Below are 24,516 nucleotides of genomic sequence, written 5' to 3'. Positions count from 1 at the left end.
TAGGGAGCAAGTTATGGACATCACCGCGTTAGCCATTAGCCGCTATGCCACGCAAGATTACGGCCCGTTACGCTGCGTGGGCCGTTTCAACAATGCCATCAACTTTCTCTCGCCCAACGATCGGCTGTTGACGCTGCACCGTGAAGGACGTGGGCTTAGCCCAATGGGCTGGGAAATTGGCGATGACGACTTCGATGAAATCTTTGACAGCCTGCCTGCGGCCCAGCATTGCCAGCTTTCAGCGACGGGGATTGAGCTGGAGGACATTGCCATCTACCGCCAGGGGAGGTGTTTGGATCTCTGCCTGAAGGTGAGTGGCGAAATCGCGTTGCCGCCATTGGCCGTTGCGCTGGCCGATGCTGATGCCCAGACCGGTCTGTTTGGCCGCCTGGATAGCCTGGTTGAACAGCCGCATTGCCTGGAAATGCGTGAGCTACAGCAGCAGTTTACCGCCTGGTTATTGGGGCAGAAAGTAGACTGGAGCGCCGTGCTTGGCAAAGGCCCTGGATTAACGCCAAGCAATGATGACACGGTGCTGGGCATGTTGCTGGCGGCTCATCTCGATAGCCGCGTGGGTGTCGCAAGGTTGTCGTCCTTTTTTGCCGCCAGCCAACCGTTAAACCAGTTGACCACCTTGGTCAGCGTCCACTATTTGCAGTTTGCCGAGCAGGGGATCTTCTCCACTCCGGTACAACTTCTGGCACGTGCCTTACTCATGCCTAAAGAATTACCCGCGGCCATCAACGATATGTTGGCAACCGGGCATTTTTCCGGCGCGGATACGCTATTGGGCGTCTGGTTGGGCGCGCTGGCAATCAATCGTCTTTATTAATTTATCAGCGGAAAACCATACCGAATGCCGTTCGGTACGGGCTGCTATTACTTGAAAAATGGGTATCTGAATGGAAACGTTAGTTATTGCCTTGGGGGGCAACGCCCTGTTAAAGCGTGGCGCGGTGTTATCTGCAGAGAATCAGTACCAGAGCATTGCGTTAATTGCCGATGCCATTGGCAAGCTGGCCAAGAAATACCGCATCGCCATCGTGCACGGTAACGGCCCGCAGGTAGGGCTGCTGGCGCTGCAAAACCTGGCCTATCGCGATGTTCCCCCTTATCCGCTCGATATTCTGGTGGCAGAAAGCCAGGGCATGATCGGCTATATGCTGGCCCAGCAGCTAGGGGCGTTCCATCCTGCTCAGCCGGTGTCCACATTGCTGACTCGCGTCTTGGTAGACAGCGAAGATCCGGCGTATCGGGAACCCAGCAAATTTATCGGACCGGTTTATGAGCCACAGCAGCAAGCCGAGCTGGAACAAAAGTATGGCTGGAGCATGAAGCTGGATGGGAAATACCTGCGCCGGGTGGTGCCTTCCCCTGAACCGAAAAAGATCGTCGATATTGAAGCGATCAATCTGCTGTTGGCGAAAAACCACATCGTGATTTGCAACGGCGGTGGCGGCGTTCCGATGGTGGCCAGCGCACAGGGAATGGTCGGCAGCGAGGCAGTGATCGATAAGGATCTGGCCTCTGCGTTACTGGCCGAAGCCCTGGATGCCGATCACCTGGTGATCCTCACCGATGCGGACGCGGTGTATCAGCACTGGGGTACGCCGCAGCAAAAAGCCATTCGTTCGGCCACCACCCAGGAGCTGGCCCCGATGGCGGTAGCCGATGGCTCGATGGGGCCGAAAATCATGGCGGTCAGCCGCTTTGTGCAGCGTAGCGGCAAGGTGGCACATATCGGTGCCCTGCAGGATATCGAGTCGGTACTGGCAGGCACCGCGGGGACATTAATTACGCCGTAATACTGGATGGGTCGAGCGGCCCATCAACCAAGGGAAAATGAATATGCAAACTATAAAAACAGAGCGAATGCCCTATTGGATTAAAACCGTCGTGATCTTCTTCCTCGGCTGGGTGGTTATCTATGCCGGGCGTTCGGTACTTAGCCCCATCATGCCGCAGATCCAAACCGAGTTCGGGCTGTCAAAAAGCCATCTGGGCTTAATCAGCAGCCTGTTCTTTCTGACCTACACCATTTTACAGGTGCCTGCCGGGCTATTGGGCGATCGCCTAGGTAGAAAACGCATTCTGGTTAGCGGCTTTATGCTGTTTGCGCTGTTTATCGCTGCCGTCAGCATCTCATCCAACTTTCTGATTTTCATCGTGCTGTGGATGCTGACCGGCGCTTCGCAAGGCGTCTATTATGGCCCGCAGTATGCCCTTTCTTCCGAGGCCATCCCCAAGAAATGGATCACCTTGGGCAGTGCGGTGATCGGCAGTGGGATGTCGTTTGGTATCGCGCTGGGGTATTACCTTTCCAGCTTTATGATCGAACACTTTCATACTTCGTGGAAGATGCCGTTCCTGGCGATGGCGGTTCCGGTATTGATTGTGGCGCTGCTGATGCTGTTTTTCATTCGGGAAAAAGCGCCGCAAAGTGCCAGCGATACCCCAGCCGCTACAGCAACAAAGAGCGAATTCAGTTTCCTGGATCTGTTTAAAAACCGTAACCTGCTGATGGCCTACATCACCATCTTTTGCTCGATCTACGGCTTCTTCGTGATCATTACCTGGCTGCCATATTATCTGCAAAAAGAACGCGGTATGGATATTGTGCACGCCGCCAGCATCGCCTCCATCGTACCGTGGATCTCGGTACTGGGGACGCTGATTTGCAGCTATATCTCCGACAAGCTGGGCCGCAGAAAACCGGTGGTGCTGTTTATGCTGCCTTTCTCACTGCTGGCGATCTTCGGCATCGTCTATTCCACCAGTGAAGCGGCGTTGATTGGCGTATTGGTGCTGTATGGGTTTATCGGCAAAATCAGCCTCAACCCGGTACTGATTGCACTGGTGGCAGACAACGCACCGCGTGCCGCGCTCAGCACCGCTTTCGGGCTGTATAACTTCTTTGGTATGGCGGCGTCGATCTTTGCGCCTTACGTGACCGGCTTTATTGCCGACAGCACGGGGACGCTGAATGCGGGGTTCTATTTTGCCGCGATGATCACGGTGGTGGGTTTTATCGCCATGCTGTTTGTCAAAGAGGGGAAACCGGCGCAGGAGGCTTGATATTTGATGCAGGGCGCAACCGTGCGGCTGCGCCCACGTTCGATTAATACAGCAGTGAATACAGCTGGCGGCGATATTTGGCGGCCAGCGCATCGCCAGTCCCCAGTGCGGCCAGGATATCCATCAAGGTCTTGCGGGCGCTACCGTTAGCCGCCGCCAAATCCTTTTTCAGATGACCCATCAGCAGTTCCAGCGCCTCTTCGTTACGGCCAACCTGATGCAGTTGCAAGGCTAGCTGCACGGCCAGTTCGACGTTTTCCGGCTGTTGCTGAACCTGCTGCTGCAACTGCTGAATTTCCGGCGTATCGGCAGCCTGCTTCATCAGCTCAATCTGCGCGACCAGGCCGAGGTAACGGGTATCGCGATCCTGCAATGGGATGGTTGCCAGCACCGCTTCGGCATCATCCGTCTTGTTCAGGGCGATCTGGGTTTCCGCCAAGGTCAGGCCGATATCGCTGCGTTGATTGCTGAGACTCCAGGCATCTTTCAGCAAAGGCAGAGCTTCTGCTGCACGGTCTTCCTGCAACAGCTCAGTGGCTTCCGCCAGCTTGAGGTCTTCGGCTTTTGGCAGGAAACGCTGCAGGAATTCGCGGATCATCTCTTCCGGCTGCGGCCCTTGGAAACCATCAACCGGCTGGCCATCCTTGAACAGATAGACGGTTGGCAGGGAACGCAGGCCAAATTGGGCGGCGATTGCCTGCTCGGCATCGCAATCCACCTTTGCCAGAACGAACTGACCCGCGTATTCCGCCGCCAGTTTATCCAGGATCGGGGTGAGCTGCAGACAGTGCTGGCTGCGATCCGACCAGAAGTAGAACAGCACCGGCTGGGACATGGACTGTTCCAGAGTCTGGTGCAGGTTAGTTTCGTTAATATCAACAACGGCTTGAGCTAGCATGGTTTCTCTCTAATCTGATCTTGCGGAGCCAATCTACTCTAGATGGGGGCAAAGCGGCGCGCTTCAACCCTTGGCCCCCCGTTTGCTTAACCATTACTGCGCAATAACCAGTCCAGCGCACGGCCTGGCAACAGGCGGCGCAGGATGCTCATGGTATGCGCCAGCAGGGTAACCGGGTAGCGCAGCTTGGCTTTGGGGCTTTCCAGCGCATGGCGCAGCTTCGGTAACACCGCTTCGGCAGGCAGCGTCAACCGCTTGGCGATGCTCGGGTTGTGCACCGGTTTATCGCTCTGCGCCTGATTGACGTTCTGGGTGAAATGGGTCGTCAGCGGGCCTGGCTCGATCAGGCTGACCTGAATGCCGCTGCCGTGCAGCTCCATACGCAACGCGTCTGACCAGGCTTCCAGCGCAAATTTGCTGGCGGCATAGGCCCCACGCCCGGCGCTGGAGATTAACCCCATCACCGAACTGGTCTGAATAATGCGCCCTTCGCCGTGCGGCAGCATGGCTGGCAGCAGCAACTGGGTGAGCTGGTGGGTGCCAAACAGGTTGGCTGAGAATTGGTGTTCCAGCTGTTGGCGTGAAACCGAGCTGAGCGGGCCGTAAACGCCAAAACCGGCATTGTTGAACAGACCGTACAGCCGCCCGTTGGTCAGCTCGATCACCTGCGCGGCGGCGCGTTCTACGCTGGCGCTATCGTCCAGATCCAGCTCAATGCCTTCCAGCCCAAGCTGGCGCATATTTTCGACGTCTTCCGGCTTACGGCAGGCGGCCAGCACGCGATAGCCACGGTTACGCAGATCTTGTGCTGCAATCAATCCTATCCCGCTGGAACAGCCGGTTATCAATACTGCTTTTTGCATAACTTTACCTAGTAGCTAACCCTATTCAGTTAGACTCATGTTTAACTAGTGGTTCCAGCTGTTGCGCCATCCAGGTGGCGATAAACGGCTGGGCATCCTGATTGGGGTGCAAACCGTCATCCTGCATCCATTCCGGTTTGATCACCACCTGTTCCATATAAAACGGCAGCAGCGGAATGTTGAACTGCTTGGCCAACGCAGGATACAGCGCACCGAAGGCCTCGGTGTAGCGGCGGCCATAGTTTGGCGGAATATGAATTTGCATCAGCAGCGGTTTGGCCCCCGCTTGCAAAACCAGCGTGATAATCTGGTTGAGGTCGCGCTCGATATCCGCAGCCGGGAAGCCGCGCAGACCATCGTTGGCACCCAGCTCGATCAGCACCCAGCGGGGCTGATGTTGTTTCAACAGCTCGGGCAAGCGTGCCAGCCCCTGAGCGGCGGTGTCACCGCTGATACTGGCATTGACCACGGTCGGGTGGCCAGGTTGTTTCTGCCACTCATCGGCCAGGCGAGTTGCCCAGGCTTGCGCTACCGGCAACCGATAGCCAGCACTTAAACTGTCGCCCAAAATCAATAAGGTATCGGCCGCGACAGCACGTAAACTGAATAATCCCAACAGCAAAAGGAAGGGAAGATGCCAGCGGAAAACGTTCTTGAAGTTCATCATCTTAGTAAACACGTTGGTCAGGGTGAGCATCAGCTTACCATCCTTACCGGAGTCGAGCTGGTTGTCAAACCCGCACAGACAATTGCGCTGATCGGCGAGTCCGGTTCGGGGAAATCGACCTTGCTGGGCATCCTTGCCGGGCTGGACGACGGCAGCGAAGGCGAAGTTAGCCTGCTGGGGGAATCGCTGACAGCGCTGGATGAAGAAGGGCGAGCCGCACTGCGGGCAAAAAACGTCGGTTTTGTGTTCCAGTCTTTCATGCTGGTCCCCACCTTGAACGCGTTGGAAAACGTACAACTCCCCGCGCTGCTGCGTGGTGAAAGCGATCGTCAAAGCCGGGACCAAGCGGTGCAACTGCTGGAACAGCTGGGGTTAGGCAAGCGTCTTGGCCACCTGCCAGCGCAACTTTCCGGTGGGGAGCAACAGCGGGTGGCGCTGGCACGTGCGTTCAGTGGCCGCCCACGGGTGCTGTTCGCCGATGAACCCACCGGCAACCTGGATCGCCAGACCGGTGAGCGCATTGCCGATCTGTTGTTCTCCCTCAACCGCGATTTTGCCACCACATTGATCCTGGTCACCCATGACGAAACCCTGGCGGCTCGCTGTCAGCGGCGGCTGCGCTTGCGTGAAGGCAAGCTGTGGGAGGAAGCATGATTTGGCGTTGGTTCTGGCGTGAATGGCGTTCGCCTTCGCTGCTGATCGTCTGGCTGGCGCTGACGCTGTCGGTGGCCTGCGTGTTGGCACTGGGCAGCATCAGCGATCGCATGGACAAAGGTTTGAGCCAGCAAAGCCGCGACTTTATCGCCGGAGATCGGGTATTGCGTACCGCACACCCGGTGCCGGAAGGCTGGCTGCTCGATGCCCGGCAGCAGGGGCTGAAAGTCAGCCGCCAGCTCTCTTTTACCACCATGACCTACGCTGGGGATCGTCCGCTTCTGGCCAACGTCAAGGCTACCGATGCGGCCTATCCGCTGTATGGGCAGTTGGAAACCCTGCCAGCCAACCTCAAACCTGTGCCGGGCAGCGTGCTGGTGGCTCCGCGCCTGTTGGCATTATTGGATATCAAGGTCGGCGACAATCTGGAGGTGGGGGATACTACGTTACGCATCGCCGGTGAAATCGTGCAGGAGCCGGATTCCGGCTTCAATCCGTTCCAGACTGCGCCTGGCATTATCATCAACCTGGCGGATGTAGATAAAACCGGAGCGGTACAGCCGGGCAGCCGCCTGACCTACCGTTATATGTTTGCCGGTGCGCCAACCGATATTCAACGCTATGAAGAACGCCTCAAACCGCAGCTCAAGCCCGATCAGCGCTGGTATGGGTTAGAGGAGTCCGGCAGTGCGCTAGGCAAATCGCTACAGCGTTCCCAACAGTTCCTGCTGCTTTCGGCGCTGCTGACTTTACTGCTGTCGATTGCCGCCGTAGCGGTGGCGATGAGCCACTATTGCCGCAGCCGCTATGACCTGATTGCGGTGCTGAAAACCCTGGGCGCTGGCAGAAAGGCCCTCAGCAAGCTGATTATTGGTCAGTGGCTGGCGGTGTTACTGCTGGCGGGAACCTGCGGCAGCGTGATTGGTCTTGGTTTTGAAGCGGTGCTGATCCGCTTGCTGGCACCTGTCTTGCCGGGGGAACTCCCCGCAGCTGGGGGCTGGCCGTGGCTGTGGGCGATGGGGGCTCTGGTCATGATTTCGCTGTTGGTTGGGTTGCGCCCGTACCGGCAACTGCTGGCGACTCAGCCACTGCGCGTACTGCGCCGGGATGTGGTGGCTAACGTCTGGCCTTTGCGTTACTTCCTGCCAGCTACTGCGGTGATTGTGGTCGGGCTACTGACGGTATTAATGGGGGCAAGTACGCTACTGTGGGCCATTCTGGCCGGTATGGTGGTGCTGGCCTTGCTGCTAGGGGGAATAGGCTGGGGCAGCCTGTTGCTGCTGCGGCGCATCACGCTGAAAAATCTGGCGCTGCGGTTGGCGGTGAATCGCCTGTTGCATCAGCCTTGGGTGACGATCAGCCAGTTAGCGGCGTTCTCGCTGTCGTTTATGTTACTGGCCCTGTTGCTGGTCTTGCGTGGCGATCTGCTCGATCGCTGGCAACAGCAGTTACCGCCAGACAGCCCGAACTATTTCCTGCTGAATATGACTACGTCACAGGTTCCACAGGTGAAAGCCTTCTTGCAACAGCATCAGTTGCATGAGGAAACCTTCTATCCCATCGTGCGTGTACGCCTGTCGGAAATTAACCAGCAGGTGGCAACGGAGCGGGTGCATGAAGACGATCCCGGTGGCGAGGCGGTGAACCGTGAACTAAATCTGACCTGGCAAAGCGATCTGCCGGATCATAACCCGTTGACGGCAGGCACCTGGCCGCCGAAAACCGGTGAGGTCTCGATGGATGAAGGGATCGCCGGCAGGCTCAAGATCCAACTGGGCGATACCTTGACGTTCAGCGGCGATACTCAATCGTTCAGTGCCAAAGTCACCAGCCTGCGGCAGGTAGATTGGGAAAGCCTGAAGCCGAACTTTTACTTTATCTTCCCGCCGGGTGCATTGGACGGCCAGCCACAAACCTGGCTGACCAGCTTCCGCTATGACGGCGACGGCAAGGTGCTGACCCAGCTCAACCGCCAGTTCCCAACCCTGAGCCTGCTGGATATCGGTTCGATCCTCAAGCAGGTCGGCGGCGTGTTGCAGCAGGTGAGCAGGGCGCTGGAGGTGATGGTGGTGCTGGTGGTGATCTGCGGCGGTCTGCTGTTACTGGCACAGGTACAGGTAGGGATGCGGCAACGTAGGCAGGAACTGGTGGTTTACCGCACGCTAGGCGCAGGCAAACGCCTGCTGCGCAGTACGCTGTGGTGTGAGTTTGCGTTGCTTGGGCTGGTGGCCGGGATCGCGGCGGCGGTGGGGGCAGAGGCGGCGCTGTGGCTGTTGCAGACCAAGGTGTTCGACTTCCCGTGGGCACCTACGCCAGTGCTGTGGTGGGCGTTACCGCTGCTGAGTGCCTTGTTGCTCTCGCTGTGCGGCGGCTGGCTTGGTGTGCGCCTGCTGCGCGGCCGGGCGTTGTTCCGCAGCTACGAAGGTTGACCCCTCACCCCAACCCTCTCCCACAGGGAGAGGGAGCTGTTAGTCCCTGCACTTTTGGAAGTAAAGAGCTGATCAAGCAACTTGATCGTCACTTTAACCAGGATGAGCAGGATCAATCAGCCAGTGCTGATGAAGAATCACTATCCTTTCGGCCTAACTCGATCTCCCATAGGGCTGAGGTATCCCCACTAATTTTTTCTTAGTGGTTTCAGAGAATTAGAGCGAGTGTTTTACGATCAATCTGTTCCATTTTGTTCGTAAATTGGCAGTGAGAGAATGACGAACCACTTCTTCTCGTCTGCTTGAGGCTATTTCTTAGTCCGTTTGTGGGTAAAAAACAGCCTATTTATCGTCTCAATTTTTCTGGGGATTCCTCAGCCCATAGGGAGAGGGAGCTGATAGTCCCTGCACTTTTGGAAGTAAGGAGCTGATCAAGCAACTCGATCGTCACTTTAACCAGGATGAGCAGGGTCAGTCAGCCAGTGCTGATGAAGAATAACTACCCTTTCGGCCTAACTCGATCTCCCATAGGGAGCTGTTTCTTATACACAATTTGGCATCTTGCTGTTTTTATGGGTATTATTTTAAGCTTATGAATTCGTCGCTCGAAAAAATTCTCTTTAAAATCAGCCTGCTATGTTTCTCAAATTACGGCTATTTGACCGCAATTTGAGATGTGTATAAGAGACAGCATAGGGAGAGGGAGCTGATAGTCCCTGCACTTTTGGAAGTAAAGAGTTGATCAAGCAACTCGATCGTCACTTTAACCAGGATGAGCAGGGTCAGTCAGCCAGTGCTGATGAAGAATCACTATACTTTCGGCCTAACTCGATCGGTCCCCTCTCCCTGTGGGAGAGGGTTAGGGTGAGGGGAATACACCGAGATTAAAGGCCTATCACCCCACAAGATCACCCCAGCTTTTGCTGTGCCCAGGCCAAGCCACTTTGATACTCGGCTGGCAGCAGCGGCGCTAATGCCTGCAACGCCTGTTGCAAAGAGGCCGCATCAGGATCGTTGAGGTTCAGGTGACCCACCTTACGTCCTTCACGCACCTCTTTCTCATACCAGTGCAAATGCACCAGCGGCAGGGCCAGCCATTGCTGATTAACCGCCGTACCGATCAGATTGACCATCACCGAAGGCGTATTCACCACCGGCTTAGGCAGCGGCAGCCCCAGGATAGCCCGCAAATGCAGCTCAAACTGGCTGATGGAAGCGCCGTTCTGCGTCCAGTGGCCACTGTTGTGGACACGTGGGGCCAGCTCGTTGATCAACAGGCTGTCGCCGACGATAAAGCACTCCATCGCCATCACGCCCACGTAGTTCAACTCATCGAGGATCGCAGCCAACATCTGCTCGGCCTGCTGTTGCAACGCCGGGTTGGGCTGTGGCAGCGCCACGCTGGTACGCAGAATGCCTTCTTCGTGCAGGTTGTGGGTCAGCGGATAGAATACCGACTGGCCATCATGACCACGGGCACCCACCAATGACACTTCGCCAGAGAAATTAATTCCCTGCTCGACGATGCATTCACCATAGTTATCCGCCGGTAGCTCGGCCTCTTGTCCCGGGCGTAAACGCCACTGGCCGCGGCCGTCGTAACCACCCACGCGGCGTTTAACGATTGCCAACTCACCCAAGGTGGCAAACACCTGAGGCCATTCGCTAGCGCTTGCCAGCAATTGCCAAGGCGCGGTAGCGAGATGAAGTTGATCGAGCAGTTGCTTCTGCGTCAGGCGATCGGCCAAACGCGGGAAGATATCGCGGTTGACGAAGTTATTGTGCGTCGCCAATTCGCGGGTCAGGGCGGTTTCTGGCCAGCGTTCGATCTCTGCGGTGATCACCGCATTTTGATAGGGCACCGCTTCCGGCTCGGCATCCAGACCGACAGGATAAACCGCAATTCCCAACGGCTCACCTGCCTGGCGCAGCATACGCCCTAACTGGCCGTTACCCAGTACGCAAACCGGCTTCATGCGTCCTCCCGTGGGTCCGGATGGTTCAGGACCTCGTCGGTCTGGGCCTGACGCCATTGTGCCAACCGCTGTGCCAGCCCGGCATCGTGCAGCGCCAGGATTTGTGCTGCCAGCAACCCGGCGTTGGCCGCACCGGCTTTGCCGATGGCGAGCGTACCCACCGGAATGCCGCGTGGCATCTGCACGATGGAATACAGGCTATCGACACCGCTTAACGCAGCGCTTTGCACCGGCACACCCAACACCGGAACCAGCGTTTTGGCCGCCAACATGCCTGGCAGATGCGCAGCACCACCGGCACCGGCGATGATCACGTCAAAACCCATGGCCTTGGCATGTTCGGCAAAGCTGAACAGCTTGTCCGGCGTGCGGTGGGCGGAGACAACTTCGACATGGAACGGGACATCCAGCGTGGTCAGAACTTCGGCCGCGGACTGCATAGTGGCCCAGTCACTTTTTGAACCCATTACGATTGCGATTTTAACCCCAGCGTTGGCGGCTGAAGTAGCGGTGGCTCCCATGAGTGCATGGCTCCTGTGATGTGGACAAACGTCGGCTGGCAGGCCGTATGAGGGCGTAGAGCATATCATGGGTACAGGGGAAGGAAAACGGTTGCGTCGACGGTTTTTACCCTCAAATACAGGAAAACGGCCTAGAAGGGGAACTCGATCAGTTCGACGGCATCTGCCGTGACTTTAATCATTGAGCCTTGTGTATGCCAGGCTCCCAACACCGCGCGATGGGCTTCACCGTTAGGTAATGCCAGCGGATGGACTGCCGGGCGATGGGTGTGGCCGTGGATCATCCAGTGGACGTTGTGGCGCAACATGGCCTGCTCAACGGCTTGCGGGTTGACGTCCATAATCGCGGTGGATTTGTATTGGTTGCTTTGTTGGCTGCGCGCACGCATTTTAGCGGCGATGTTCAAGCGCCAGCGCAGAGGGAGCGCCAGAAAAGCACGTTGGATCCAGGTGTTATGCACTTTCTTGCGGAATTCTTGATAAGCCTGATCGTCGGTGCACAGGGTATCACCGTGCAAGATCAGGATCTTGCGGCCATACAGCTCGACGACTTGCTCTTCCTGTAGCAGGATCATACCGCTCTGCTTGGCAAAGCGCTTACCCAACAGGAAATCGCGGTTGCCGTGAATGAAGTAGCAGGGCACTCCGGCCTGGTGCAACGCCTTTAGTGCGGCGGCAATTTCGCGATGCAACGGCTCAGGGTCGTCATCGCCAATCCAGGCTTCAAACAGATCGCCCAGAATATATAACGCATCGGCGTGAACGGCTTCACGCTGCAAAAAACGCAGAAAACCGGCAGTAATTGCCGGTTCCTGTGCGCATAGATGCAGGTCTGCGATGAACAGCGTGCTCATGCAGCCGCGATTACTCGCTGACGGTAACGCTGGTGATCACGACATCTTCAACCGGTACATCCTGGTGCATGCCGCTGCGGCCAGTTTTTACCGCTTTGATCTTCTCGACCACGTCCATGCCTTCTGCCACTTCGGCAAATACGCAGTAACCCCAACCCTGGGAGTTTTCAGCACGGAAGTTCAGGAAGTCGTTATCCACCACGTTGATGAAGAACTGGGCGGTGGCAGAGTGTGGATCGTTGGTACGAGCCATTGCCAGGGTGCCACGGGTGTTTTTCAGGCCGTTGTTAGCTTCGTTCTTGATGGTTGCTTTGGTGTCTTTCTGATGCATACCTGGTTCAAAACCACCGCCCTGAACCATAAAGCCGTTGATAACACGGTGGAAAATGGTGTTGTTGTAGAAGCCTTCACGGCAGTAGTTCAGGAAGTTTTCAACGGTAACCGGTGCCTTGTCAGCAAAGGTCTTGATAACGATATCGCCGTGATTGGTGTGGAAAGTAACCATAGTTTTAGTCCTAGCAAGATGAAATGAGCTGTCACATAGGAAGGCGTGTGAGCAATCAGACCGACTTTATAACATATCTCCATTAATCAGTCAGCAGTGGCTAGGGTGGCAGTTCCGCGGCAGAAATACACGTGTTGTTATCTTAGTCTGGATTAGGTTAATTCCGATCTCACGCAATTTTCTGCCGATCAATTCAGCAATCCTTGGGCTTGACCTTGCAATAGAGCAGCCTTCGGGTTTCAATATGCGGATATGTTTGTTATCACGCACACCACGGACAGCCCTGATGCTAAAGATATTTAATACCCTGAGTCGTCAAAAAGAGGAATTTAAGCCCATTCATGCCGGTAAAGTCGGTATGTACGTGTGCGGGGTAACCATTTATGACCTGTGTCATATCGGCCACGGGCGTACCTTTGTTGCTTTCGACGTGGTAGCGCGCTACCTGCGTTATCTCGGCTATTCGCTGAACTACGTGCGTAACGTGACCGACGTGGACGATAAAATCATCCGTCGCGCGGCAGAAAACGGCGAAACCTGCGATCAACTGACCACGCGTATGCTGGCAGAGATGCACGCCGATTTTGATTCGCTGCTGATCGAACGCCCGGATCAGGAGCCGCGTGCCACCCACCATATCGAAGAAATCATCGAGATCACCCAACGCCTGTTGGCGCGCGATCATGCCTATGTGGCCAGCAACGGCGACGTGATGTTCTCCATCGATAGCGATCCGCAATACGGCCTGCTGTCCCGCCAGGATCTGGAGCAACTGCAAGCCGGTGCGCGCGTGGAAATCGACGACGTGAAACGCAACCCGATGGACTTCGTGCTGTGGAAGATGTCCAAGCCGGGCGAACCAAGCTGGGAATCACCGTGGGGCCCAGGCCGTCCAGGCTGGCATATCGAATGCTCGGCCATGAACTGCAAACAGCTTGGCACCCATTTTGACATTCACGGCGGTGGCTCCGATCTGATGTTCCCACACCACGAGAACGAGATTGCCCAATCCAGCTGCGCGCATGATGGCCCGTACGTCAATTACTGGATGCACTCCGGGATGGTAATGATTGATAAAGAGAAGATGTCGAAGTCGTTGGACAACTTCTTTACCATCCGTGACGTGCTGGGTTATTACGACGCCGAAACCGTGCGTTACTTCCTGATGTCTGGCCACTACCGCAGCCAACTGAACTACAGCGAAGAGAACCTGAAACAGGCTCGCGCTTCGCTGGAGCGTTTATATACCGCGCTGCGTGGCACCGACGCTGATGCCAAACCTGCTGGCGGTGAAGCCTTTGAAGCGCGCTTCCGTGAGGCCATGGACGACGACTTCAACACCCCAGAAGCCTATTCCGCGTTGTTCGACTTGGCGCGTGAAGTAAACCGTCTGAAGAGCGAAGACATGGCGGCGGCGAATGGGTTGGCGGCAGAGCTGCGTAAGCTGGCCAAGGTCTTGGGCCTGCTGCAACAGGAACCAGAACAGTTCCTGCAAGGTGGCGCGCAGGCGGACGACTCGGAAGTGGCAGAGATTGAAGCGTTGATCAAACAGCGTAACGACGCACGTGCCGCCAAAGACTGGGCGCTGGCAGATGCCGCTCGCGATCGGTTGAACGAGATGAATATCGTGCTGGAAGATGGCCCGCAGGGGACTAGCTGGCGCCGTAAATAAACTAATAACTTATTAAGTTAATGAAACCGGGTTGCTGTGGCTTCCCGGTTTTTTTTATGCCTTAAGCATGAGCTTCGCTGAGCAGGCGCTGGTTGATGTAATCAATAGCTTGCTGCGGATCCATTATCTTGTTCACGACGTTGGTCACGCCCTGGCCGATAATGATCTCCGCATGGCGCAGGTTGAACAACTCGCCCTGTAAACCCCGAGATTCACGGATGCCGATACTAGGATTATCTCGCAGCAGGTTGAACCAGGGATAGAGATGCAGAATGCGCTGGTTTTGATAGATGCTGCGGTGGGCGCTGTTACCCCCCAAAAGCACCAGATGCTCGGTAATTTCAGCCGAATAAAGCCAACGGAAGAACTGCTCTACCTGCACTTTCTTATCACTGAAACGAGACATGCCTAACGAGCCACCGCCCATCTGCGGGATGTTGCCCGGAACCGGCGCGTAACCAATTGCCGGTGATAGAGGGCTGTGGGCGACGTCGTTGAACAGATTCATATACATGATCAGCATCGCCAGTTGGCCTTGCTCAAACTGGGCCACTGCAGCGTTCCACCATTCACTGTTGAGATTGGTGGTGACGGTAAGCTGTTGTTGATATTGCCGCAACGCTTCGATGGCCAATGCTGCCTCCAGTTGCACCGGTTTGTCTTGATGCACTAGCCGCCCACCTAACGCGTAATAGCGCAGCAGAAACTCGGTAGCAATTAACCCGGAACTACCGAGAGTCGTCGATGAACCTATTGGACGTTGCGGATTGCCAGATTGATGAGTCGCCGTGAAAAAGGCCGTAATGTCATCAAACTCGTCGAAACTGGTCGGGATCTTCAGCTCCTTGCCCGATTTCTCATAGAACATGCGTTTGACCGTGGGATCTTCGAACAGATCGCGGCGATAGAACAGCAACTGGGTGCTGGCATCAAACGGTAACGCATAGGCTTTGCCGTCAATCTGGCTGAAATGATGGCCAACCTCTGCCGAGAAGTTTTCCAGCAGTTCTGGTAGCTCTGACGCGATCTCTGCCAACGGCGTGAGGGCCTTTGCCGCAAACCAGGGGAGGCAGGCCATATCGATACGCAGCAAATCGTAATAAGGATGCAGATGCAGATTCGAGAGGATCTCAAACACTTCATCATAAGGATAAACCGCGAGATTCACCTTGATGCCGGTCTGACGATAGAAATGCGGCAACAGCTTCTTCAGCGCATCGGTTGAGGGGCTAGGCAAGATCAGCATGTTCAGCGTTTCACCCTGTTCGGAAACGGCGGGCATGGGTTGAACGTCGAGAGCAAAGCCACGGCTATCCAGTATCTGCTCATCGGCTAGTGTTACCAACCCGCAGATATAACGGGCGATTTCCAGACCCAGCCGGGCATAATCCATCTGATAGTGGTACTGATTGGCTACTACGGCGGGTTCGTTATCGCTGAGTTGCCAGATTGGTGGGCAGGGGGCTGCGCTACCCAGATAGGCCGCCTGCGTCAGGCAACGGGCTTTGTCACTGTCTTGAGCAATCAGTATTTGTGGCGGCTGGCCAGCAAAAAAAGCAAAGGCGGCGGTGTGACATTCACTGGCCGGTGATGGAACGACCGTTAGCTGGGTCGATGGGCTTAACTGCGCCAACGTATCTTTCAATGCATCGACAAAACACTGGCCGTTGGTATAAGTGAGGGGCTCACAAAGCACGCCAACGTGTGTGGGTTGTTCGCGGGCGATCTCGCTGGCAATGGCCTGGCCCGCCTGGCAAAAGTTCAGGCTGAATGTGGTCTTAGCCTGAGCTGGATGACGGTAGACAAACAGGATCTGCTCCGCTGGCAGCCGCAGCGTCTGATAATAGCTTTCGCTATCGGCAAGGCAGGAGACCGTAACGACGGTTTGGTAGGATTTTGCGGCCAGCGTCTGCAAGATATCCCTTTCGGCAGAGGGCAGATCGTTAGTGATGTACAAATCCAGATTGCCTGGAAAAGGAGAGCGTAATGATTGCTGAAGCCCACGATAGAGTTGGTGATACTGCTCGTTATTGATATCGGGCAGGATCAGCGCAACGCCACTGCTTTTGCTGGCGCGTAGCGACTGCGCCTGGGCATTAATTTGATAACCCATTTGCTGGGCAGCCTGTTTGACCGCCTCGATCTTTTCAACGCTGACATTGCCGCGCCCGTTGAGCACGTTGGAAGCGGTGCCGTGTGATACCCCCGCCAGCTTCGCTATATCCTTGATAGTTGCCATTTTCCCACCGCTTTGAGCCGCCTGTTTTGATGCTAACACCGGCATGGGCGCTTCGCTATCTCGATTTCTCTCCAAGCATAAAATTTGGATCGTTCCATAATAAATTGGTTGTTATTTATACTTTGTTAATCCAGTGTCACCAATTTGATGAAAAACATAATAATTACCAATGATTATTTTTAGTGAATTGATTTTGCTAAATATTAAATTTAATTTTTGAAGCCGATCACCAATATACATTGCAGTATTAACCATTTTCTGGTCTCAGGATTATGATTGACACGTTCCAAAATCACCTTCGTGGTTCACCTTAACGAAGGCGATAGGAACGATAGGTCAGTAATGTACTGAATAAAAAGGATAAAAAATGAAAATACATTTCCTGGGATCGGCTGCCTCTGAAGGGATCCCCAATCCGTTTTGCCGCTGTGAACATTGCCAACAGGCCCGTTTTCTCAAGGGAAAAGATCTGCGTACCCACTCTTCGGCGATTATTGATGATGTGATGTTGATCGACGTCGCCCCGGAGTTCAGCCAACAGCTGTTGCGTGATGGACTGGACGCGAGTGGTTTCACCGACCTGCTGTTTACCCACACCCATCCAGACCATTTCAACGTCGGTGAGCTGTTTAGCCGAATGGAGGGCTACGGCTTCGATATCGACCATCCATTGGAGATTTTTGGTAACGATCGAGCGATCAACGGCTGTGCCGCGGTATTGCCGGGCTACAGCAAACAGCGCTTTGGTTTCCACTGCCTGGTGCCTTTCGTCACCGTAGAAAGCCATGGCTACAAGATCACACCGCTGCTGGCCAACCACGCCAAGTGGGAGCTTTGCTACGTGTATGTGATCGAAAAAGACGGTCAGACGATTTTCTATGGTCATGATTCTGGCTGGTTCCCTGAACTTACCTGGCAGTGGCTAGAGGGCAAAGCGTTGGATTTGGTGGTGCTGGAATGTACCTACGGTTTCAACGGCGACGATCGCACTGACAATCATATGAGCCTGGAAACCGTGTTTGCCGCCCAAGAGAAGCTGCGTGCTATGGAGTGCCTGCATTCCGCCAGCCAGATCGTGGTGTCACATATTTCTCACAGCGGCAAGTTGCTGCATGAGGAACTGGTGGCGGCCTGCCGTGAAAAAAACATCACCGTTGCGTATGACGGCCTGACCGTTAACGTGGCATAGGGGGAGATCTCATGGACTTTAACAAGACTCCTCGCCTGCTGATCATGATGTTTGTGCAGTATTTCATGCAGGGTGCCTGGAATATGACGATGGGCCTGGTGCTGAGCACCTACGGCATGGCCGCCATTATCGGTTCATCTTATGCGCTGCTGGGATTGGCAACGATACTCTCGCCGCTGTTTATCGGCATGGTTGCAGACCGCTTCTTTGCTTCGCAGAAAGTCATGGCTATCCTGCACCTGATTAACGCCGGGGTGATCCTGTGTGTACCGCAGTTTATCGAGGCGCAGGACACCACCATGACGCTGGTGATGATCTTCCTGGTCGGGCTGCTGTTCTATCCGACCACCGCGCTGGCCAACAGCATCAGCTTCAGCCATATCAACGGCGTGAAGTACTTCCCGGTGATCCGCGTGTTTGGCACCTTCGGTTTTATGGCGATAGGTTTCATCATCGGGCAGATGGGATATTCCGGCGATACCATGACCTGGTACATTGCTTCGGCCGCTGGGGTGGCATTGGGGCTGTACTGCTTTACCTTGCCGGATACACCACCGAAGGCCAAGGGCAGTACCTTCACCCTGCGCGATCTGCTGTGCCTGGATGCGCTGTCGTTATTTAAAGATCGTAACTTCTCCATTCTGATGCTGAGCATCTTTGTGTTGATGATCCCCAAAACCGCCTATTCCGCCTATATTCCGGTATTCCTTAAAGCGCTCGGGTTTGATAACGCCGCCTCCATGATGCAGGTAGGGATCGCCTGTGAAGTGGTGTTTATGTTCCTGCTTTCGTTCTTCCTACTGAAAGCGGGCTTCAAGGTGACGTTGATGATGGGCGCGGTGTGCTGGATCATCCGCTCGGTGCTGTTCTCTCAGGCTGCGCTTGACGCCAACATGACGTTTGTCCTGATTGGCCTGATGCTGCAAGGCTTCTGCTGGGACTTCTTCTTTACGGTGGGGGATATCTATGTCGACCGTAAGGCACGGCCCGAAATCAAAGCCCAGGCACAGAGTCTGCGCTTTATCGTCTCCAATGGTTTTGGCTTGCTGTTCGCTTCCACCATTTGCGGCCAGATATTCAACAGCACCGTGACAGAGAAGGGGCCGCAGGCGTTACCGCAGTGGGAAAGCTTCTGGCTGTTCTCGGCGATTATCGCCGCCGTTGTCTCGGTCTTCTTCTTTATTTTCTTCAAGGACGATCTTTCTAAACAGAAAACACCGGCGGCAATGAAACCCGCGCAGCAATAGGAAGCAACATGGACAGCTGGTTATCGGTGCTGAGTGGGTTGGGACCACTACATCTGGCGACGGTAGGCAAGATAGTCGCGGCGTTTGTTCTGGGGGGCGTGATTGGCCTGGAACGTGAATCCAAGGGCAAGCCCGTTGGGTTTAAAACCTGCGTGATCATTGCCGTCGCCAGCTGTGTATTAACGGTGGTGTCGATTCAGTCTGCGGAATATTACGCCGAGATATCCGTCAATATTCGCAGCGATCCCATGCGGTTGGCCGCACAGATTATCAGTGGGGTGGGCTTCCTGGGCGCAGGGGTGATCTTGCACCGGCGTGATGACGCCATTTCCGGTCTGACGACCGCCGCGATCGTTTGGGCATCGGCGGGAGTGGGGATTGCCTGTGGAGCCAGTTTTTATCTGCACGCACTCTTGGCTACCGCACTGTTTTTACTGGCGATAAAAATCAGCCCCTATATTTTCCTGCTGCAATCGAGGGATCAATATCTGGGGAAGGTCAAAGTACGGCTGATACTCGATGAGCAGGCAGGGTTAGCCAGCTTGATGGCCCAGCTTAATCAGCAGAGAAACCTGATTGATGCGATGACGATACGTGACGTCAAAAAGCACAAGATTGAAGTTAACTTTAAGCTAACGGTAAGGAAAAGGACGACCCTGGACGAACTGTATGGCACGTTGCGCGCTATGCAACACGTGTGCTTCGTTGCATTGGAGCATTAACAGGTTTGAGTGGATCAAAAATGCCGGGTAGCTTAGCCGACCCGGCATTTTTTTCTTGGCGGTTGAACAATCAGGCTTTAACCGTGACGCTCATGCCTTTGTAGCTGACCTTCTGGCCATCAACGATCTTGCAGCGCTTACGCGTTTCGACCTGACCGTTTACTTTGACCTGCCCTTCGGCGATCACTTCTTTCGCGGCACCGCCGCTGTCACACCAGCCCTGGAACTTCAGCAGATCGCACAGTTCGACATGAGGGTGACCTTCCAGATTGAAAATTTCCATACTGCCTTAACTTAGTTAGGTTGAACGTCGTGAAATTCCTCGCAGGCTTGCAAGGTATTTTGGATCAGTGTAGCAACGGTCATGGGGCCGACGCCACCTGGGACCGGAGTAATGAAGGCCGCACGTTCGCTTGCGGCTTCGAAGTCTACGTCGCCGACTACTTTACCACTTTCCAGGCGGTTGATGCCGACATCGATCACGATCGCACCCGGTTTAATCCAATCACCTGGGATAAACCCAGGTTTGCCCACGGCCACGATCAACAGATCGGCATTTTCGACGTGGTGGCGCAGGTTTTTGGTAAAGCGGTGCGTGACGGTGGTGGTGCAGCCAGCCAGCAACAGCTCCATACTCATCGGGCGGCCAACGATGTTGGAGGCACCTACCACTACGGCGTTCAGGCCATAGGTATCGATGTTGTAGCGTTCCAACAGGGTGACAATGCCGCGTGGGGTACAAGGGCGCAGTTTAGGCGCACGCTGGCACAGGCGGCCGACGTTGTAAGGGTGGAAACCGTCCACGTCTTTATCCGGGCTGATGCGCTCCAGCACCTTCACGTTATCAATGCCCGCAGGCAGAGGGAGTTGCACCAGAATACCGTCAATTTCTTTATCGGCGTTTAATTTGTCGATCAGCGCCAGCAGTTCAGGCTCGGTGGTGGAGGCGGGCAGATCGTAAGAGCGGGAGATAAAGCCCACTTCCTCACAGGCCTTGCGCTTGCTGGCGACATAAATCTGCGAAGCCGGATTCTCACCAACCAGTACCACCGCCAGGCCCGGCGCACGCTTGCCAGCCGCCAGACGTTGTTTCACTTGCTCAGCTACTTCGTTTCTAACCTGCTGCGCAATCGTTTTGCCATCAATAATCTTTGCTGCCATCAGTGAGGAAATCCATCATTTAAGAAAAGCGGGGGATGGCGCTATTTTGGCAGAAGAGAGGCGCGCTGTCAGGCTTTCGATCGGGTTAATGCAGAGAATAAGCACACGATTGCGTAGCGGTTTAGACATTTTTTACCCCAACGGAATGATCCTCTACGCTTTTATCTCTATTGTCTTCCTCTTCAACTCAGGAGCACTGGTGGTGTGAGCAACGGCCTTCTAAGCCGTAGGTCTGAGGGATAATGTGAGAAAACTGGCCGGTATGGCAGAAGATTTACGTAATCAGATCATCGCGTTAGCCGTGCGTTAACCGGTTTTTTTGTGCGAAAAATAAGCATAAAGCACGCTGGCGGCCAGCACACCAACAAAAGGCATTGACTCGATAACCTCTGACCGTATAATCCAACTCCGCAACCTCGGTTGCCGCATCCGCATCCGCATTTCAATGCGCCCTTAGCTCAGTTGGATAGAGCAACGGCCTTCTAAGCCGTAGGTCACAGGTTCGAGCCCTGTAGGGCGTACCATTAAATTTCAATGAGTTACGTAATCTTTCATTCGGCCTGAGCCCCTCTTCATATCGTATCTGTGCCGCAAACATTCAAGATGTAGTCAATGTGCCTTGTGTTTGGTTAACCAATGAGAGGCGCAGTCAGTGTCTATCATTGGCAACGCAAAATCCTGCCATACCTTCACTTACCCTTATCAATAAAATACCTCTGCCAAAACATAGTTTGCATCACCGTCGGTTGTGAGGCACAGGCATGCGTCATGGCCAGCACTTTAGGAATTGCTTATAACCGTTGGTTTTTATGAAAATTTATTTATTGTGTTGGATCAAGGTTTACCATCAATTTCGTTTGTAAAAATGCTACTTAGGATTAGATTGATTACGATTATCACTAACTCTGAATAGGTGCAACATGGTGAATTGGTTCAATCGCGTAATGGATCGCCCGGAACTGGGCAAGCTAATTCTGCGTCTGGCGTTCGGCATTATGATGATATTCCATGGATGGCATAAGCTGATCGGCGGCATCGATTATATCCAGGGGCTGCTGGTGCAGCATGGATTGCCGGGGGTTATCGGTTACGGTGTTTTCATCGGCGAGTTGGTGGCACCAGTGCTGATTATTCTGGGGATTTTTACCCGCCCGGCTGCGTTGGTATTTTCATTTACCATGCTGGCGGCCTACCTGCTGATCGATCCCGGTAAGGCGCTGATGCTGACGAAGGTAGGGGCCTGGGGCGCAGAAGATATGGCCGTGTATTTCTTTGCTGGGCTGGCCATCGCCTTCCTCGGTAGCGGCCGCTATTCGGTGATGAAGAATTCGAATTGGCGCTGAGGCCGCCGGATAAACAACGTTAAATCGATAGGGACGCACATTGGTTCGCCCCTTAATCGGGGGATGTTTTTATGATATACATCAATCATCTAGGGCGTTTACAATAGCGTAAATTTCAGTCGAAATGGATTTCTATGGATAATATAAGCAAGGCTAAACGGGTGTTAGATGAAAACACCAAGGTGCTGTATGGCATCTTTGGCATCACTGACGGTTCCGGCTAGTAAATTTTTTCACTCGTACTACAGGTACCCTGTTGTGTGGCTAACCTTAACGCAGGTCTAGATGCAATTGCAGAGTACTCCCCACTTGTGTGGCTGAGGTTGAATGCCGGGAACAGGGCTTCCAGTATCGCTTTGACGGTTATAGCCACTCCCACTAGATCAAACGCTGCTCATGCAATTGCATATTATGCATAATGCTGTCCATCACCACCTGAACCCTATGGGGCAACACCCCACGCTGGCGATAAATAAGAAAGGCTTGCATATCGATACAGCGCTCGCGTTCAAGGCAAGGCAACAGTGAGCCTGATTCCAGCGCAGAAGCGACGGAGTAGTAGGGAGCATAAACAATGCCCAGCCCCTGTTTTGCCAGCTCGATGGCCGGCAGAATATTGTCGCATATGCTGCTACCGGTGACCGTCACCTGCATCAATTGGCCCTGCGAACTATAGCTGCTCCAGGTATTGAGGTTCCCCCCCAGCATCCGCAAGGTAATGCAGCGATGCTCTTTCAGCTCTGCGGGTTCGACCAGAGGTGCGTTAGCGATATAGCCAGGTGATGCAAACAAGCCGACGCGGAAACGGGTTAAGGGCCTGGCGATCAGGCTTTCATTTTGCGGTTGGAATAAGCTGATCAGCAGATCGCAGTCACTGTCGAAAACGGCCCCGTACTTTTTCTCACGTTCATCCGGGTTACGGGTTACTAAATCGACGATCAGTTCGGGATATTCGCGCAGCAAAGGGGGCAGCAGATAACGGGTCAGGAACGAATGGGTACCGATTGGCGCGCCGAGTGTCACCGTGCCGTTCAAGCTGCGTTTATAAGTACCCGACATATCGAGCAGGTTGCTATGCTCATCTAATAGCTGAGTGGCCCGACGTAAAAATTCTTCTCCAAACTCGGTCAAAGACAGCGTGCGCGGAGAGCGTAAAAAGATCTCCAGACCCAGTCGTCGCTCAAGGGCTGTCAGGGTACGCGACACATTTGACTGCGGCATATCTAACCGTTGAGCGGCCTTGCTGATGCTGGCCGTCTCGGCAACGTAGCAGACGATCCTAAGTTCGTCGATCTTGAAGTCTTTGGGTTTCACTCTGCGCGCCAGTCTGATTCTGTATATCAAAAATGATATACACTTTTGACGGTATTGTCATATGACTTATCAGTAACGAGTGGGTATTATTTCGGCCAATTATTTGCTATGTATTACATTAATGTTGGAAATTATGATGAGAATAACGCGTGCGACCATTTTGCCTTTGGTATTAATTCTGGCAGCGTGTTCATCCACGGTCACTGAAAAGGAAAAATACTCAAAATTTCTGAATGATTACAATGATATTACTAAAGGTACATCAGCCTCTGGCAAGGACGTTTTATATTGGAAAGAGACTAACGTCGACTTTGCTAAATACAAATATTTGGTTTACCAGCCGATGATCTACTTCCCTCGGCTAAAACCCACTGAAATGGTAAGCCAGAGTACACTGGATAATATCCTGAACTATACCAACCAGCAGTTTAGGCAGGCGATGGCGTCTCATTTTATCTTAGAGGATATGCCGCGTGAAAATACGCTTATTTTTCGCGGGGCTATAACGGCTATCGATATGCAGAAAAAGGGGCTTCAGGTGTATGAGGTACTGCCAATCACACTTCTGGTCGCTGCAACACAGAGTGTGACGGGGCACCGCACTATGGAGAGTGCCGTTTATATGGAAGGCGAGTTTATCGACGCTTCGACCAATCAGCCGGTGATCAAAGTGGTGCGAAAAGCATCCGGAAATAATTTGAATAATGAAAAGTCAAAATTAACGGTGAAAGAGGTTAAAAACGCCATCGATATCATTGCCAAAGACATCAAAGAGTATAAGACGGCATAAAATCCCGATGAGTTATTCAGCGTTATCAACCAGGGTGTAGCATGTTTCTAGATTATTTTGCTTTAGGCGTATTAATCGCCGTGTTTTTGATTTTATTTTATGGTGTGATTATTATCCACGATATTCCTTATCTGCTGGCCAAGAAGCGGCAACACCCTCATCAAGATGCCATTCATGTAGCGGGCTGGGTTAGCCTGTTTACCCTACATGCTATTTGGCCACTGCTGTGGATCTGGGCAACATTATATCGGCCAGAGCGGGGATGGGGTATGGCCGCAAAGGCTGAGCAACCTGAAGTGTTGCAAGCGCGAATTCACCAGTTACAAAGCGAGTTGCAGCGCATGCAGATGTCTGTTGCAGATGAAAGTTCGCCGTCTGATAAAGGTTGTTGAAAGGG

Annotated in this window: 23 protein-coding genes and 1 tRNA gene; 13 read left to right on the top strand and 11 right to left on the bottom strand. The window is 54.0% G+C overall.

Features of this window, described 5'->3' with window-relative positions; all coding sequences use genetic code 11:
* The first annotated feature begins 13 nt into the window (after window positions 1-13).
* The 3 genes from ACX9GU_RS20185 (at window position 14) to ACX9GU_RS20175 (ending at window position 3,075) form a co-directional block, all read left to right on the top strand.
* Window positions 14-832, top strand: a complete 819-nt coding sequence (locus ACX9GU_RS20185) for an oxamate carbamoyltransferase subunit AllH family protein (RefSeq protein ID WP_473192698.1) — start codon at window positions 14-16, stop codon at window positions 830-832.
* A gap of 70 nt (window positions 833-902) precedes the next feature.
* The gene (locus tag ACX9GU_RS20180) at window positions 903-1,805 is read left to right on the top strand and encodes a carbamate kinase (RefSeq protein ID WP_473192697.1); all 903 of its coding nucleotides are present in this window, start codon (window positions 903-905) and stop codon (window positions 1,803-1,805) included.
* 43 nt (window positions 1,806-1,848) lie between these two features.
* Window positions 1,849-3,075 carry an MFS transporter gene (locus ACX9GU_RS20175; protein WP_473192696.1) on the top strand — a complete coding sequence of 409 codons (1,227 nt, stop codon included), beginning with the start codon at window positions 1,849-1,851 and terminating at the stop codon, window positions 3,073-3,075.
* A 43-nt stretch (window positions 3,076-3,118) separates the two neighbouring features.
* On the opposite strand, the gene ACX9GU_RS20170 is transcribed toward ACX9GU_RS20175, so the two are convergent.
* The 3 genes from ACX9GU_RS20170 to tesA all read right to left on the bottom strand — a co-directional run bounded on the left by ACX9GU_RS20170 (window position 3,119) and on the right by tesA (window position 5,500).
* Window positions 3,119-3,973, bottom strand: coding sequence for a co-chaperone YbbN (locus ACX9GU_RS20170; RefSeq protein ID WP_021805422.1), 855 nt, complete (start codon window positions 3,971-3,973; stop codon window positions 3,119-3,121).
* 86 nt (window positions 3,974-4,059) lie between these two features.
* Entirely contained in the window at window positions 4,060-4,836 is a 777-nt protein-coding gene (locus tag ACX9GU_RS20165) for an SDR family oxidoreductase (RefSeq protein ID WP_473192695.1), read from the bottom strand.
* 25 nt (window positions 4,837-4,861) lie between these two features.
* Window positions 4,862-5,500 carry a multifunctional acyl-CoA thioesterase I/protease I/lysophospholipase L1 gene (tesA, locus tag ACX9GU_RS20160; RefSeq protein ID WP_051363221.1) on the bottom strand — a complete coding sequence of 213 codons (639 nt, stop codon included), beginning with the start codon at window positions 5,498-5,500 and terminating at the stop codon, window positions 4,862-4,864.
* On the opposite strand from tesA, the gene ybbA reads away from it, so the two are divergent.
* Both ybbA and ybbP read left to right on the top strand, forming a co-directional pair.
* Window positions 5,471-6,157, top strand: coding sequence for a putative ABC transporter ATP-binding protein YbbA (gene ybbA, locus ACX9GU_RS20155; protein WP_260512628.1), 687 nt, complete (start codon window positions 5,471-5,473; stop codon window positions 6,155-6,157). The genes tesA and ybbA overlap by 30 nt on opposite strands.
* Window positions 6,154-8,586, top strand: a complete 2,433-nt coding sequence (gene ybbP / locus ACX9GU_RS20150) for a putative ABC transporter permease subunit YbbP (protein ID WP_473192694.1) — start codon at window positions 6,154-6,156, stop codon at window positions 8,584-8,586. The genes ybbA and ybbP overlap by 4 nt, the downstream gene beginning before the upstream one ends.
* 908 nt (window positions 8,587-9,494) lie before the next feature.
* Here ybbP and purK read toward each other — a convergent pair.
* The 4 genes from purK to ppiB all read right to left on the bottom strand — a co-directional run bounded on the left by purK (window position 9,495) and on the right by ppiB (window position 12,442).
* The gene (gene purK / locus ACX9GU_RS20145) at window positions 9,495-10,562 is read right to left on the bottom strand and encodes a 5-(carboxyamino)imidazole ribonucleotide synthase (RefSeq protein WP_368436863.1); all 1,068 of its coding nucleotides are present in this window, start codon (window positions 10,560-10,562) and stop codon (window positions 9,495-9,497) included.
* Complete coding sequence (gene purE, locus ACX9GU_RS20140) at window positions 10,559-11,083, bottom strand: 5-(carboxyamino)imidazole ribonucleotide mutase (RefSeq protein ID WP_024486090.1); 525 nt, start codon at window positions 11,081-11,083, stop codon at window positions 10,559-10,561. The genes purK and purE overlap by 4 nt, the downstream gene beginning before the upstream one ends.
* A 131-nt stretch (window positions 11,084-11,214) precedes the next feature.
* Window positions 11,215-11,937, bottom strand: coding sequence for a UDP-2,3-diacylglucosamine diphosphatase (locus ACX9GU_RS20135; protein ID WP_473192693.1), 723 nt, complete (start codon window positions 11,935-11,937; stop codon window positions 11,215-11,217).
* 10 nt (window positions 11,938-11,947) lie between these two features.
* Window positions 11,948-12,442, bottom strand: coding sequence for a peptidylprolyl isomerase B (gene ppiB / locus ACX9GU_RS20130; RefSeq protein ID WP_024486088.1), 495 nt, complete (start codon window positions 12,440-12,442; stop codon window positions 11,948-11,950).
* Window positions 12,443-12,728: 286 nt separating this feature from the next.
* Here ppiB and cysS point away from each other — a divergent pair, with 286 nt between their 5' ends.
* Complete coding sequence (gene cysS, locus ACX9GU_RS20125; protein WP_368436860.1) at window positions 12,729-14,114, top strand: cysteine--tRNA ligase; 1,386 nt, start codon at window positions 12,729-12,731, stop codon at window positions 14,112-14,114.
* 61 nt (window positions 14,115-14,175) lie between these two features.
* On the opposite strand, the gene ACX9GU_RS20120 is transcribed toward cysS, so the two are convergent.
* Complete coding sequence (locus ACX9GU_RS20120; RefSeq protein ID WP_473192692.1) at window positions 14,176-16,353, bottom strand: extracellular solute-binding protein; 2,178 nt, start codon at window positions 16,351-16,353, stop codon at window positions 14,176-14,178.
* 367 nt (window positions 16,354-16,720) lie between these two features.
* On the opposite strand from ACX9GU_RS20120, the gene ACX9GU_RS20115 reads away from it, so the two are divergent.
* From ACX9GU_RS20115 to ACX9GU_RS20105, 3 genes are read left to right on the top strand one after another with little or no spacing between them, the layout of a single operon-like run.
* Window positions 16,721-17,542 (top strand): MBL fold metallo-hydrolase, encoded by an 822-nt coding sequence (locus tag ACX9GU_RS20115; protein WP_473192691.1) that lies wholly within the window; start codon window positions 16,721-16,723, stop codon window positions 17,540-17,542.
* 11 nt (window positions 17,543-17,553) lie between these two features.
* Complete coding sequence (locus ACX9GU_RS20110) at window positions 17,554-18,789, top strand: MFS transporter (protein ID WP_473192690.1); 1,236 nt, start codon at window positions 17,554-17,556, stop codon at window positions 18,787-18,789.
* A gap of 8 nt (window positions 18,790-18,797) precedes the next feature.
* Window positions 18,798-19,511 carry an MgtC/SapB family protein gene (locus tag ACX9GU_RS20105; protein ID WP_473192689.1) on the top strand — a complete coding sequence of 238 codons (714 nt, stop codon included), beginning with the start codon at window positions 18,798-18,800 and terminating at the stop codon, window positions 19,509-19,511.
* Between the two features lie 70 nt (window positions 19,512-19,581).
* On the opposite strand, the gene ybcJ is transcribed toward ACX9GU_RS20105, so the two are convergent.
* Together ybcJ and folD are read right to left on the bottom strand one after the other, a co-directional pair.
* On the bottom strand, window positions 19,582-19,794 hold the full coding sequence (gene ybcJ, locus ACX9GU_RS20100) for a ribosome-associated protein YbcJ (RefSeq protein ID WP_021805410.1): 213 nt from the start codon (window positions 19,792-19,794) through the stop codon (window positions 19,582-19,584).
* An 11-nt stretch (window positions 19,795-19,805) separates the two neighbouring features.
* On the bottom strand, window positions 19,806-20,672 hold the full coding sequence (folD, locus tag ACX9GU_RS20095; protein ID WP_021805409.1) for a bifunctional methylenetetrahydrofolate dehydrogenase/methenyltetrahydrofolate cyclohydrolase FolD: 867 nt from the start codon (window positions 20,670-20,672) through the stop codon (window positions 19,806-19,808).
* 447 nt (window positions 20,673-21,119) lie between these two features.
* Here folD and ACX9GU_RS20090 point away from each other — a divergent pair.
* Window positions 21,120-21,196 (top strand) — tRNA-Arg (locus ACX9GU_RS20090).
* Between the two features lie 396 nt (window positions 21,197-21,592).
* Window positions 21,593-22,015, top strand: coding sequence for a DoxX family protein (locus ACX9GU_RS20085; protein ID WP_473192688.1), 423 nt, complete (start codon window positions 21,593-21,595; stop codon window positions 22,013-22,015).
* 378 nt (window positions 22,016-22,393) lie between these two features.
* Here the strand turns inward: ACX9GU_RS20085 and ACX9GU_RS20080 are convergent, their stop codons facing one another.
* Window positions 22,394-23,329, bottom strand: a complete 936-nt coding sequence (locus tag ACX9GU_RS20080) for a LysR family transcriptional regulator (RefSeq protein WP_473192687.1) — start codon at window positions 23,327-23,329, stop codon at window positions 22,394-22,396.
* A gap of 136 nt (window positions 23,330-23,465) precedes the next feature.
* On the opposite strand from ACX9GU_RS20080, the gene ACX9GU_RS20075 reads away from it, so the two are divergent.
* The gene (locus tag ACX9GU_RS20075; protein WP_473195221.1) at window positions 23,466-24,119 is read left to right on the top strand and encodes a DUF3313 domain-containing protein; all 654 of its coding nucleotides are present in this window, start codon (window positions 23,466-23,468) and stop codon (window positions 24,117-24,119) included.
* Between the two features lie 41 nt (window positions 24,120-24,160).
* Complete coding sequence (locus tag ACX9GU_RS20070; RefSeq protein ID WP_473192686.1) at window positions 24,161-24,511, top strand: DUF3302 domain-containing protein; 351 nt, start codon at window positions 24,161-24,163, stop codon at window positions 24,509-24,511.
* Window positions 24,512-24,516 lie beyond the last annotated feature (5 nt).

It is taken from the genome of Serratia sp. K1WW1 (assembly GCF_055790865.1).
Note: the sequence above shows the minus strand (reverse complement) of the source record. Positions and strands in the feature narration are given on the sequence as shown.